This window comes from Pseudotabrizicola algicola, assembly GCF_010915705.1.
Taxonomy (GTDB): Bacteria; Pseudomonadota; Alphaproteobacteria; order Rhodobacterales; family Rhodobacteraceae; genus Pseudotabrizicola; species Pseudotabrizicola algicola.
This window is the reverse complement of the sequence record NZ_JAAIKE010000010.1, coordinates 71,181-83,969: the sequence shown is the minus strand read 5'-3', so window position 1 is coordinate 83,969 and position 12,789 is coordinate 71,181. Positions and strand designations below refer to the sequence as shown.

At 60.2% G+C, this 12,789-nt stretch carries 9 protein-coding genes; 8 read left to right on the top strand and 1 reads right to left on the bottom strand.

The genetic code is table 11. From position 1 onward, the window contains the following. Positions 1-129: 129 nt before the first annotated feature. Positions 130-399: a type I restriction enzyme endonuclease domain-containing protein gene (locus tag G3572_RS19495; protein WP_354004071.1), complete on the top strand. Its 270-nt coding sequence runs from the start codon at positions 130-132 to the stop codon at positions 397-399. 444 nt (positions 400-843) lie between these two features. Here G3572_RS19495 and G3572_RS19490 read toward each other — a convergent pair whose 3' ends face one another. Continuing rightward, positions 844-1,230 carry a hypothetical protein gene (locus tag G3572_RS19490; RefSeq protein ID WP_164615040.1) on the bottom strand — a complete coding sequence of 129 codons (387 nt, stop codon included), beginning with the start codon at positions 1,228-1,230 and terminating at the stop codon, positions 844-846. 151 nt (positions 1,231-1,381) lie between these two features. Between G3572_RS19490 and G3572_RS19485 the strand changes: the two genes are divergently transcribed. From G3572_RS19485 to G3572_RS19455, 7 genes are all read left to right on the top strand, one after another. Then, positions 1,382-2,899, top strand: a complete 1,518-nt coding sequence (locus tag G3572_RS19485) for a recombinase family protein (protein WP_164615048.1) — start codon at positions 1,382-1,384, stop codon at positions 2,897-2,899. Further along, positions 2,899-3,807: a plasmid partitioning protein RepB C-terminal domain-containing protein gene (locus G3572_RS19480; RefSeq protein ID WP_164615038.1), complete on the top strand. Its 909-nt coding sequence runs from the start codon at positions 2,899-2,901 to the stop codon at positions 3,805-3,807. The genes G3572_RS19485 and G3572_RS19480 overlap by 1 nt, the downstream gene beginning before the upstream one ends. Continuing rightward, on the top strand, positions 3,804-4,712 hold the full coding sequence (locus G3572_RS19475) for a plasmid partitioning protein RepB C-terminal domain-containing protein (protein ID WP_164615036.1): 909 nt from the start codon (positions 3,804-3,806) through the stop codon (positions 4,710-4,712). Before G3572_RS19480 ends, G3572_RS19475 begins: the two co-directional genes overlap by 4 nt. 711 nt (positions 4,713-5,423) lie before the next feature. After that, positions 5,424-5,612 carry a helix-turn-helix transcriptional regulator gene (locus G3572_RS19470; RefSeq protein WP_240335644.1) on the top strand — a complete coding sequence of 63 codons (189 nt, stop codon included), beginning with the start codon at positions 5,424-5,426 and terminating at the stop codon, positions 5,610-5,612. 157 nt (positions 5,613-5,769) lie between these two features. Then, positions 5,770-6,675, top strand: a complete 906-nt coding sequence (locus G3572_RS19465; protein WP_164615032.1) for a BrxR family helix-turn-helix transcriptional regulator — start codon at positions 5,770-5,772, stop codon at positions 6,673-6,675. Between the two features lies 1 nt (position 6,676). Next, a complete protein-coding gene (locus tag G3572_RS19460; protein WP_164615031.1) occupies positions 6,677-9,526 on the top strand; it encodes an SNF2-related protein in 2,850 nt (949 codons plus the stop codon). Between the two features lie 29 nt (positions 9,527-9,555). Next, on the top strand, positions 9,556-12,789 hold the full coding sequence (locus G3572_RS19455; RefSeq protein WP_164615029.1) for a site-specific DNA-methyltransferase: 3,234 nt from the start codon (positions 9,556-9,558) through the stop codon (positions 12,787-12,789).

Here is a 12,789-nt window from a genome sequence, read left to right as displayed (position 1 = left end):
GGCTGTGGACCTACAACAACGAACGCCCCAACATGGGCATCGGCGGCGTCACACCCGCCATGAAGCTGAAAATGGCCGCGTGAGTTCTACGGTCGCGCCCCGTTAAAACGGGGAGGATTACCGGACGAAATCGCTTTCTATGACGCCTTGGCCGAAAGCGAGAGCGCCGTCGAACTGATGGGCAACGATTCCCTCAAGGTGATCGCGCACGAACTCCTCGTCAGCCTCAAGGGTAGCGTTTCCGTGGATTGGTCACATCGCGAGAGTGCCAGGGCACGAATGCGCGTGCTGGTGAAACGAATATTGCGCAAGCACGGCTTCCCGCCTGACCTACAGGATGCTGCTGTGCAAACTGTTCTGCGGCAGGCCGAAGCGCTCTCATCGCAGTGGGCAGTGTGATCCGTTCATTAGCTGAGGGCATTTCGATCTGGGTTCCGATCGGCACTCAGTTGAACTGTTCGAAACTAACAGCCCGCGCGGAAGTAGAAAGCGTTACTTTCCATCGCCTTACAGACAATTCACCAAATCGGCGCGGTCATCAGGTCCGGAGAATATCCGCCCTGAGAGACCGCTTCCGGGCCACCTTGAGCAGAGCCCAGTGCTCAGCCTCCCCCGCACAACCCTCGAAAACAACGGAAAAATCCGGCCGCAGCCGGATCGGGAGAACGCTTTCGCGGGGGCAAGTGGCGGAGGGTCGGAACCGCGAGGAATCTCGGCTCAGAAGGCTTCCAAGAATCGCCTTCGGTCCGAGGATTCAAATGGCGGCCTCATCTACACCGAAGGCGATTCTAGATCCTTCGCCGACATGATTTTTGCATTTTTTACCAATCGGGTAAGTGAAAATCACCCCTCGCGGTTCTGGCCATCGGAGCGCATCTCGCGCACCGCCGCGAGCAACTCCTCGATCGCCTGTTCGGCCGCCGTGAGTTTCATCGCCACCATCAGGTCCTGACGCCCTGCCAGCGCAAGGAACGTTCCCAGCACCTCGTCGGAATGCCGGGCCAGCGCCACCAGATGCTCGCCACTCGGGCCGTATCGGCCGGCAAACCAGTTCTTCACCGTCTTCTCGTTCGCCCCCGTCCAGGACGCAACGATCTTGGCGCCCGCCCTGCTGTCCTCGTGCGACCGGCGCAGTGCAGCTGCGATTTCGTTGGCGAACCCGTTCTCCGGATCACTCCGACCATATCCGTTTTGTTTCGGAAAGAACTTGCCCTTTTTCGGAAACGACATTCCGGCCTCCCTCGCTGTAGATGGACGAGAGGGATTCAGCCCTGGATTCAGGCGGTTCGGATGGATTGGCCAGCACTACCGAGGAGATGCATGTGTGAGCGGTCGTTTGGTGGCCAATTCGGGCAAGAGCGACGGTGCGGTCGAGCCGGACGTGCCCGCCGTCGCCTACGTCCGGATGTCGACGGATCACCAGAAATACTCGACCGAGAACCAGCTGGACGTCATTCGGAACTATGCCGCCGCGCGGGGCCTTCAGATCCTGCGCGTGTTCGAGGACTCCGGGCGATCCGGGCTGCGGCTCGATGGTCGCGAGGCCTTGCAGAACCTCATGGCCGAGGTCCGTTCCGGCCACGCCGATTTCAAGGCGATCCTCGTCTATGACGTCAGCCGTTGGGGTCGGTTTCAGGACGCTGACGAGGGTGCCTACCACGAACATGTCTGCTCCCGCGCGGGGATCCGGGTCCATTACTGCGGCGAGCAGTTCGAGAACGACGGCAGCATCGGCTCGAACCTCCTGAAGACCGTGAAGCGCGTGATGGCCGGCGAGTACAGCCGAGAGCTTTCGGTGAAGGTCTTTGCCGGGCAATGCCGCCTGGTGGAGCTCGGCTATCGTCAGGGCGGCGCGGCCGGATACGGGCTGCGGCGGGTGCTGATCGACGAGCACGGCAACCCGAAGGGCGAACTGTCGCGTGGCGAGCAGAAGAGCCTTCAGACCGACCGCGTCATCCTCGTCCCCGGCCCCGAGGAGGAGCAGCGGGTCGTCCAGCGCATGTACGAGATGTTCGTGCGCGAGGGGCGTCCCGAGCGGGATATCGCGGAAGTTCTGAACGCCGAAGGTCACCGCACCGATCTCGACCGGCCGTGGACCCGGGCGACCGTCCATCAGGTGCTGACCAACGAAAAGTACATCGGGAACAACGTCTTCAACAAGGTGTCCTTCAAGCTGAAGCAGCGTCGGGTGGTAAACCCGCGCGAAATGTGGATCCGGGCTGAGGGCGCCTATCCTGCCATTGTTGACGAGGCGCTGTTCCTGCGCGCCCGGGAGATCGTGGACGCCCGCAGCCGCCATTTCTCGGATGAGGAACTGCTCGACGCACTGCGCGCGATCCTCAAGCGGCAGGGCATGCTGTCGGGGTTGATCATCGACGAGGAGGATGATCTGCCGTCCTCCAGCGCCTATCGCAGTCGCTTCGGCAGCCTGCTGCGCGCCTACCGGCTGATCGGCTACGAGCCGGACCGCGACTACAGCTACATCGAGGTCAACCGCGCCTTGCGGCAGGCCCATCCGCAGGTCGTGGCCGAAATCATCGCTGGCGTCACCCGGCACGGCGGGTCGGCCGTGCAAGACCCCGACACTGATCTGGTTCGCGTCAACGACGAGTTCACCGTGTCCATCGTGCTGGCCCGATGCAGCGCCACGGCAGCCGGGTCGCTGCGCTGGCGCATCCGTCTCGACACCGGACTGGTGCCCGACATCACAATCGCCGTGCGCATGGACGAGGCGAACGAGGCGCCGCGCGACTACTACGTGCTGCCCAGCATCGACATGACCTTCGGGAAACTGAAAATCGCCGAGCAGAACGGGCTCGCGCTCGATGCGTACCGGTTCGACACGCTCGATTTCTTCTACGCGCTCGCCTCGCGGGCGAGGATCGCGGAGGTGGCGTGATGCCCGACGACTTGGAGCCAACGAGCCAGAAGCAGGTAACCCTGATCCCGACCGACAGGGTTAGGGTCCTCAACCCCCGCGTCCGAAATCGGCGCACCTTCGAGGCGATGGTGGAGAACATCGCGCGCATCGGCCTGAAGCGCCCGATCACCGTGGCACCGCGCCCCGGGACCGATCCGCAGGAGTACGACCTCGTCTGCGGTCAGGGCCGCCTCGAGGCCTTCGTCGAACTGAAGCAGGACCACATCCCCGCCATTGTGATCGACGCTGACGAGAGCGATTGCCTCGTGATGAGCCTCGTCGAGAACTGTGCGCGGCGGCAGCACAACCCCATCGACCTTATGCGCGAGATCGGCGCGCTCCGCCAGCGCGGCTACAACGACCGTCAGATCGGCGAGAAGATCGGCGTTTCCACCGAATATGTGAACATGATCGCCGGGCTGCTGGAGAAAGGCGAGGAGCGCTTGGTCTCGGCCGTGGAAACCGGGGTGCTTCCGCTGAATCTGGCCATCCAGATTTCCAAGACGGACGCCAAGGGCGCGCAGAAGGCACTGATGGACGCCTACACTCAGAACAAGCTGCGAGGCCGGAAGCTGGCGCTCGTGCGCCGCCTGATCCAGCAGCGCGAACTGCGGGGCCCGCAGATCCACAGCAACCAACTCGGACGCAAGCCTCCGAAACGGGCGCTCACGAGCGAGGGCCTTGTGCGGGCGTATCAGCAGGAGGCGACGCGCCAGAAGCTGCTTATCAAAAAGGCCGAGCTCACCCAGAGTCGGCTGATGTTCGTGCGCGAGGCGTTCCGGAAGCTCTGCGCGGACGAGCATTTCATGACCCTGCTCAGGGCGGAGGGGCTCGAGACAATGCCTGCCGACCTTGCGCGGCCCGTGACCGACGGGGCTCCGACATGAAGCGCGAAGCACGCGACACCCTGAAGAGCGTCACGCTCGGGTTCGAGGACGACTGCGTCACGCTCCCCATCGATGCGATCCTGCCGCTCCGCGCCCTCGGCAAGTCCGCAAAATCCAGCCGGAAGTATCGGCAGATCGTGGCTTCCATCGCCCAGATCGGGATCGTCGAGCCGCCCGTCGTGGTTCGGAACCCCGACAAGTCCGCCACTTGGTTGCTGCTCGACGGCCATCTTCGGATCGAGGCGCTAAAGGATGCTGGCGAACAGGAAGTGGAGTGTCTGGTCTCCACCGACGATGAGGCCTTCACCTACAACCGCCAGGTCAGCCGCCTTGCGCCGATCCAGGAACACAAGATGATCCGAAAGGCGATCGAGCGCGGCGTGCCCGAGGAGAAGATCGCGCTCGCGCTCGATCTCAACATGAGCAGCATCCGGCGCAAGGTGCGCCTTCTGGACGGCATCTGCGAGGAAGCGGTCGGGATCCTGAAAGACAAGCCCGCGACCGGCGCGGTGTTCGACGCGCTGCGCAAGATGAAGACCATGCGCCAAATCGAGGCGGCCGAACTGCTGGTCAACGCGAACAACTATTCCGTCGCCTACGTGAACGCGATCCTCGCGGGGACGCCGCAGGCCCAGCTGGTCGAGTCGTCCAAGCCGAAGAAGGTTAAAGGCATCACGCCGGAGGCGATGGCGCGCATGGAGCAGGAACTCGCCCGGCTGCAGGAGGGGATCGCCTCGATCCAGGACACCTACGGCGAGGACCACCTGCATCTGACCGTGATCAAGGGCTATGTCGGCAAGTTGCTCGGGAACGCGCGGGTCGTGCGCTATCTGGCGCAGAACCATCCCGAGTTCCTCGGCGAGTTCCAGACCATCACCGAGATCACGCCGGCCGAGGCCGAGTAGCGGCCTGTAGGTCAACGACGGGGACCCGGACCCAAAAAGCGCGGGGACCGCAGGAGACGCCGGACTGTGGGCCGGATCAAGCGCGGCGGTGGGGATGGCGGCGAACCCGCTCGGAGCCCACCAGGCCGGCTCGAGTTTTCGCCGGCCGCGCGGTCGCGCATGCGGCTGCGTTCCATTCGGGGCGTGTCGGAGACCGGGCCACTCCGGCACGCCCATTTGCCCACTCGAAAAACATGGTGAATCCGCGACGTCCTGAGGTAGTGCGTTGCGGTTCTCTGCGAAAAGAGAACATCTAAAAACGAAACAGGCACAAAAGAATCGAAATTCATCCATGCTAGTTTTTATGCTATTGATTCCATTGTGCATCGTAAGAATGTGTGAGGTCTGCGTAGCCTTTGGGGTCTCTGCGCATTTCGGAGGGGGTGAGTCATCGAAAATCTCGGCTCAGAGTCCCGCAGTCATGTGCTGGCAGCACTGCGCGAGCGCGCTCGTCTCCGAGCGATTGTTAATCGTTTTCTCTCGGTTGCTTCCGTTCGGAACTTCCCAAAACCGGGGCGCCGATCGCCGCATGGAGCCCCCGCCGTCGCCAAACCAGACGCGATGCGCGGAGTTGCGCAACAAACTGACTGCCTCGCATTTTCCTTCACGCCTTCGTTTGGACGCAACCACGTCGAGTTGCTCAAGATGGAGGACAACATGAAACGGAACTGCATGACCCAGAAGGAACTTGCCGACCGCTGGACCATCTCGCACCGCACCCTAGAGCGGTGGCGGTGGGCTGGCGAAGGCCCGGCGTACATGAAGCTTGGCGGACGCGTCGTGTACCGCGTCAGCGACATCGAGGCATTCGAACAGGCGGTCATTCAATCCACGGCTGAACAGCAGATCTCGGCGTCCTGACGCCATTCCCGACCCTCCCGCCGCAAGTCACGCGCCAAAGCTCTGATTTGCGGCGCATTTCGATTGCGCCACCTTCCCGGCTCGGCTAGCCTCGGGTCAGGCCCAGTAAATGGGCGCGCATAGTTATCGTGCGCATCGCCCGAGCCGGGAGAGCGTGATGGCGAACGACAGGTCGGAACTTCGCTGGGGAGTCGAGCAGCGCCTCGAGTTCATAGAGTTCCGCCTGTTCTGGGAGGGACATGTGAACCGCAGCGACCTGATGGACCAGTTCGGGGTCTCGGTGAACCAGGCGTCCACCGACCTGAACCGCTACATCGGCTTCGCGCCGGACAACATGGTCTACGACAAGAGCGCGCGGACCTATGTCCGCGGCTCCGAGTTCAAGCCGCAGTTCCTCGAGCCCGACGCGAGCCGCTACCTCGCACAACTGCGGTCAGTTGCGGACGGTATCCTCGACCGCGAGGACTCGTGGATCGCCGATCTCCCGCCCTACGCCTCTGCGCCAACGCCCGTGCGCGGTGTCAGTCCGGTAAAGCTCCGGTCAGTCGTCGGCGCCATCCGCCGTTCCGAGGCGGTCGAGGTGAGATATCAGTCCCTCTCCAGCCCCGAGCCCCGCTGGCGCTGGATTGCGCCCCACGCCATCGCGTTCGACGGGTTCCGCTGGCACACGCGGGCGTTCTGCCTGACCGATGACTGTTTCAAGGACTTCCTTCTCTCCCGGATCCTTGACATCCGCGGGTCGCGCGAGAGCGAAGTATCGGCCAGCGACGATAGCGACTGGCTTTCCGAGGTCACTTTGGAAGTCGGCCCCCACCCTGAACTCTCGGAGACGCAGGCCAAGGTCATCGCACTCGACTACGGGATGCGAGGCGGTAAGGCGAAGATCAGGGTCCGGCGCGCGCTTCTCCACTACGCTCTCAGGCGGCTTGGGCTCGATACCGATCCAGCCGCCAGGAGGCCGCAGGATCAGCAGATCGTGCTCCTCAATCGAGAACACATTGATTGCCACATCTCTTCAGCCGGCAATGACTTCGGTCCCGCAAACCAGGTTCCGGAGTGCTGAGTTGATCACGGAATATCACGCCAAGCTATTTGCGCACGAACTGAGGAAGCGGCATTCCGTCGCCGACAAAGAAAAACTCGCCGGAGCACTGTTGGACGCGCAGGTGGACCTCAACCCTCACCAAGTTGAAGCCGCACTGTTTGCGTTCAAGTCACCGCTCTCGAAAGGGGCGATTCTGGCTGACGAAGTGGGCCTTGGCAAAACAATCGAGGCTGGATTGGTCCTTGCTCAGAAATGGGCCGAAGGGAAACGTCGCATTCTGATCATCACGCCAGCCAACTTGCGGAAGCAGTGGTCGCAAGAGGTCGAGGAAAAGTTCTTCCTTCCGACTCTTATCCTCGAGGCGAAGAACTACAACAAGATGTCGAAGGATGGGGTGCGTAGTCCATTCGATCAGAAGCGCCTTGTGATCTGCTCTTTTCAATTTGCGGCTCGGCACGCCGAGGCTTTGATGGTCATTCCTTGGGATTTGGTGGTAATCGACGAGGCGCATCGCCTGAGAAACGTGTACCGGCCAGACAATCGGATCGGACGCACTCTGAAGGGCGCACTTGTGAACGCGCCCAAGATCCTGTTGACAGCTACGCCCCTGCAGAACTCGCTGATGGAACTGTACGGGCTCGTCAGTCTAATCGATGACTTCACCTTCGGTGACGCCAAGAGCTTTAGAGCCAAGTACGCGCGGCTGACGGGTGATGATCAGTTCGACGAGCTGAAGCAGCGACTACAAGCGGTCTGCCATCGCACGCTCCGTCGCCAGGTGCTCGAATACATCCGCTATACGAATCGAATTCCCATCACGCAGGAGTTTGTGCCGACTGAGGCCGAACAGGCTCTTTACGAGATGGTTTCAGACTACCTGCGGAGGCCCTCTCTTCACGCGTTGCCGTCATCGCAGCGAACCCTAATGACGCTGATCATGCGGAAGCTGCTCGCATCCTCGACTTTCGCCATCGCAGGCGCTCTCGACTCCCTTGCGCGGAAGCTTGAGCGGCAACTCAAGCAAGACACTGACCTGCGGAGCAAGCTCGAGGAGGAACTAGCGGAAGACTACGAGGAGTTCGATGAGCTGGCAGACGAGTGGCCAGAAGGCAATGACCAGCCCGAATTACTATCCCCGGAAGATGTGAGCGCGATCAAGAAGGAAATCTCCGACCTACGCGAATTCCGCGACCTCGCCGTTTCGATTTCTGAGAACGCGAAGGGGCAAGCACTTCTCAGCGCGTTGAGTGCTGGTTTTGCCAAGACCCAAGAACTTGGCGCCGCGCAGAAAGCCATCATCTTCACAGAGTCGCGCCGCACGCAAGAGTATCTTGTCCGCCTTCTGTCCGAAAACGGCTACGGCGATCAGCTCGTTCTTTTCAACGGTTCCAACACCGACGCGCAATCCAAGCAGATCTATGATGTCTGGCTTGAGAAGCACAAAGGCAGCGATCGCATTACTGGCTCACGGACAGCCGACATGCGCTCCGCATTGGTCGAGCACTTCCGCGAGAATGCGTCGATCATGATCGCAACAGAGGCCGCTGCAGAAGGCATAAACCTGCAATTCTGCTCTATCGTGGTGAACTATGATCTGCCTTGGAACCCCCAGCGAATCGAGCAACGGATTGGTCGTTGCCACCGCTACGGCCAGCTTTATGACGTTGTGGTTGTCAATTTCCTGAACAAAAACAATGCTGCAGACCAACGCGTTTACGAGCTTCTGGCCGAAAAGTTTCAGCTATTCTCCGGGGTATTCGGCGCTTCCGACGAGGTTTTGGGGTCAATCGAGTCCGGTGTCGAATTCGAAAAGCGGATCGTCACCATCTACCAGACGTGCAGAACAACAGAAGAGATCGAGACCGAGTTCTCTCGGCTTCGGGGCGAGATGGACGAGAATATTAGCGTCGCGATGGAGGACACTCGGCGGAAGCTGCTGGAGAACTTCGACGCCGAGGTGCATGACCGCCTGAAGATCAATCTCGACAAGAGCAAGGAGTATGTCGGGCGATACGAGAGGATGCTCTGGGCGGTGACGCGGCATGAGCTCCGCGACCGAGCTCAGTTCGATGACGAACACCTCACCTTCACCCTGAAGGAGCCGCCGGGTGGGCTTGCTGTGCCCGCTGGAGGCTACGGGATCGCCAAGAACGGTCTGAGCGAACACAGATACCGTTTGGGTCACCCGCTGGCGCAGCACGTCATCGAGCGCGCCAAGCGCCGAACGCTCGATGGCGCCACGTTGGCGTTCGATTATTCGGCCTGGCCGGCCAAGGCCGTCAGCATCGAACCGCTTGTGGGACGCGGCGGCATCCTCGCGGCACGGTGCCTCAGCTTCTCCGGTTTCGATGCGCAGGACCACATCCTGTTCGCGGCGATGACCGATGAGGGCGAGCTGATCGAAGAAGATGTCGTTCGACGCCTTTTCGACATGCCCTGCCGCATCACAGACGGGGGCGCGACCATCGAGAACTCCCGATTGGAGGCCCCGCTCGCTGCACGCGAACAAGCTGTGACCGACGCTCTGAAGCGCCAGAACGCGGAGTGGTTCTCGGCCGAGAGCCAGAAGCTCGAAAGGTGGGCCGAAGACAAGGTCTTCGCTGCCGAGAAGGAATTGAAGGACGCGAAGGCGCGGATCCTTGAACTCAAGCGCGAGGCGCGAACGGCTGAGTCCCCCGAGGATCAGCACCGGATCCAGATGCAGATTCAGGACCTGGAGAAATCCAAGCGTCGGCTTCGCCAACGCATCTTTGAGGTGGAGGACGAGATCATCGACGAGCGTGATCAGATGATCTCGGACCTGGAAGCCCGCCTCCAACAGGATATCAGCAAACAAGAGCTCTTCGCCGTCCGCTGGGCGGTCGTGTGAGCCAACAGAACGTAGGAGAAACCCGCCAGATGCCGAACGTCGAGAAACAACGAGAACGCCTGATCAGCCTGCTGAAGGAGCTGTTCCAGCTCGACCAGCCCGACCTGGACTTCGGCTTCTATCGCATCATGCATGCGAAGGCCGGCCAGGTGACCAAGTTTCTCGAGGAAGACCTGCTGGGAATCATCCGGGATGCATTCGGCGAGGCGGATGGCGCGCGAATCGAGCATGCGAAATCCGCCTATGAAGCCGCGCGCAAGCAAGCCGAGGAGTTTGGCGCACCCGATCCGGATGCCGCTCCGAAAGTGAGGGAAGCTAAGGCAGCCTGGGATGCAGCCAAGGACAGTGGAAGCAACGAGGGCGACGTCTACGACCACCTCTACCGATTCTTCGAGCGCTACTACGACAACGGCGATTTCATGAGCCGCCGCTACTTCGCGCGCGAGACGGACGGCAAGGCGGCCCCCTACGCCGTCCCCTATGACGGGCGCGAGGTCTATCTGCACTGGGCCAACCGCGACCAGTACTACATCAAGACATCCGAGTACCTGACCAACTTCACTTTCGATCCGACGCAGGCGAAGGAGTTCAAGGACAAGCACGGCGCGCTGTTCGAACAGAAGCCGTTGAAGGTCCATTGCCGGATCGTCTCGGCGTCCGAGGGCGAGCACAACAACGTCAAGGCGTCGGAGCAGACCGAACGCTACTTCATCATCCACGAGCCCGAGCCGGTGAAGATCGAGACGGGCGACACCGGCGAGCCGGAGCTGGTGATCCAGTTCCAGTACCGCCCGGACCCCGAGAAGACCGGACAGGAAGGCACCTGGCGCAAGAAGCGCCTTGGCGAGGCGGCGGACAAGGTTAAGGCACTGCTGCCAGAGCTGGAGGGCGCGGGCGACTATGTGACCGCCCTGATGACCCAGGCGCCGACCGAAGCCGAGAAGGACCGGACGCTGATGGAGAAGTACCTGGCCCAGTACACGGGCCGGAACACGATGGACTACTTCATTCACAAGGATCTGGGCGGGTTCCTGCGGCGCGAGCTGGATTTCTACATCAAGAACGAGGTCATGCGGCTGGACGACATCGAGTCTGCCGATGCGCCGCGGGTGGAATCCTACCTGGCCAAGGTCAAGGTGCTGCGCCGCATCGCGCAGCACCTGATCGACTTCCTCGCCCAGCTCGAAGACTTCCAGAAGAGGTTGTGGCTGAAGAAGAAATTCGTCGTAGACACCCAGTACTGCATCACGCTCGATCGTATCGGGGAGGAGTTCTATCAGGAGATCGCGGCGAATGAAGTCCAGCGGGAAGAGTGGGTTCGGCTTTTTGCTATCGATCGTATCACAGGCTATTCAGAGCCGCTAACGGTCGATTTCCTGAAGGTCAATAAGGGCCTAATCCTATCGACCGATGCGTTTGACGGCGAACTCCGCGACCGAATAATCGCCTCGATCGATGACCTTGAAACGTCTATACCATGCCTCGCCATCAACTCAGATAACTTCGGCGCATTGGGACTGATGGCAAGAAAATACCACAAGTCTATTGAGTGCATATTCAGCGACCCACCATACAATACTGGACTTGGTGATTTTCTCTACAAAGACCGGTACAGACATTCATCTTGGGCGACGATGATGGAGAACAGACTTCAGCGCGCCAAGGCGCTCTTGCGTGATGATGGCGCGTGCTGGACCGTTCTCGACAACAATGAATCTCACAACTTTCAGAAAGTTGCAGCGGCAGTTTTCTCGGAAGACTGCTTTGTCGATACAATTGGGTGGACCGATGTTATAGCATGGGAAAAAGTCTATAGCCCAAGAATGGATGCGAAGCAGTTCTCGTCTTCAATCGACTTCATTCACGTATTCTCTGGGCAGCCAAATTGGACGCCAAGACATCTAGTCATTGAGCCAAATCTTGAGCAATTCCCATTCACTGATGATGAAGGTCGCAGATATCGGAGCGATCCACTTCGAAAGTGGGGAAAAAACTCACTTCGAACAGATCGCCCAAAGCTCTGGTACCCGATAACATCTCCATGTGGAAAAGAAGTCTGGCCTATTAAGCCGGATGGGACAGAAGGCTGCTGGAGGTGGCAGAAGTCCACGGTGGAAGAAAGATTCGACGAGTTGGACTGGCTCGATAAAGGTAATGGTTTGCAACCTTATCTTCGTCAGTATGCCGACAAGAGCAATTGGAGGCCCGTCGAAACACTTTGGCAGTACGAAGACGTAGGCTCTACTCACGAGTCCGCTGAAGAGTTAAAGCGCTTGATCCCGGGACATGGCTTTCAGACAGTCAAACCAACCCGGTTGATCCGCCGCGCCTTGGCTGCATCCGGTGATACGTATTCTACTGTCCTTGATCCCTTCGCAGGAACAGGCACCACTGCACACGCGGTGATTGCCGCCAAACGTGAAGATGACTCCGACGAGCGTTACATAGTCATTGAGGCAGGAAGTCACTTTGACTCTCTGATGCTGCAAAGAATTAAGAAAGTCTGCTACTCTTCTGATTGGAAGGAAGGAAAGCCTGTCACTCGCGATGCAATATCGCACGCAATCAAAATCCTTCGCTTGGAGTCGTATGATGCTAGCCTGAACAATCTGGCTCTTAGAAATTCTTCAAAGGCCGCTCATGCGGACGACGAATTCGCACGCGACTACATGCTCCGCTACTGGCTCGACTTCGAGACCAAGGGCAGCCCGTCGCTCCTGAACATCGAATGGTTCGACGATCCCACCGCCTACAAGCTGAAGATCAAGAAGCCCGGCACGGACGAGTATATCGAGAAGGCCGTGGACCTGGTCGAGACGTTCAACTGGCTGATCGGCCTGAATGTCGAGCATCTGGACCGTTGGCGCGGCTATGAAGCAGCCTTCAAGCGCGAGGTCGATCCCGAGCTACCGGGCGACACGAACACCCGGCTGATGCTGGACGGCGCGCTGAAGGAGACCGACGACGGCGCCTGGCGCTTCCGCAAGGTCGAGGGCTACACCCTGCGCACCCCCGGCGATCACAACGACCGGGAGAAGGCGCTGGTTGTCTGGCGCAAGCTGACCGGCGATCTCGAGCAGGACAACCTAATGCTGGACGAGTGGTTCCGGAAGTACCGCCTCTCCGCGCAGGACACCGAGTTCGACGTGATCTACGTGAACGGCTCCAACAACCTGCCCAACCTCCGCAAGGACGAGGAGACTTGGAAGGTGCGCCTGATCGAGGAAGCCTTCCACCAGGCGATGTGGGACGTGGAGGGCTGA

What these genes read in the sequence shown, in the direction of transcription:
- G3572_RS19470 (WP_240335644.1), top strand. Translation starts at nt 5,424, where the DNA reads ATGACCCAGAAGGAACTTGCCGACCGCTGGACCATCTCGCACCGCACC.
- G3572_RS19490 (WP_164615040.1), bottom strand. Translation starts at nt 1,230, where the DNA reads ATGTCGTTTCCGAAAAAGGGCAAGTTCTTTCCGAAACAAAACGGATAT.
- G3572_RS19455 (WP_164615029.1), top strand. Translation starts at nt 9,556, where the DNA reads ATGCCGAACGTCGAGAAACAACGAGAACGCCTGATCAGCCTGCTGAAG.
- G3572_RS19475 (WP_164615036.1), top strand. Translation starts at nt 3,804, where the DNA reads ATGAAGCGCGAAGCACGCGACACCCTGAAGAGCGTCACGCTCGGGTTC.
- G3572_RS19480 (WP_164615038.1), top strand. Translation starts at nt 2,899, where the DNA reads ATGCCCGACGACTTGGAGCCAACGAGCCAGAAGCAGGTAACCCTGATC.
- G3572_RS19465 (WP_164615032.1), top strand. Translation starts at nt 5,770, where the DNA reads ATGGCGAACGACAGGTCGGAACTTCGCTGGGGAGTCGAGCAGCGCCTC.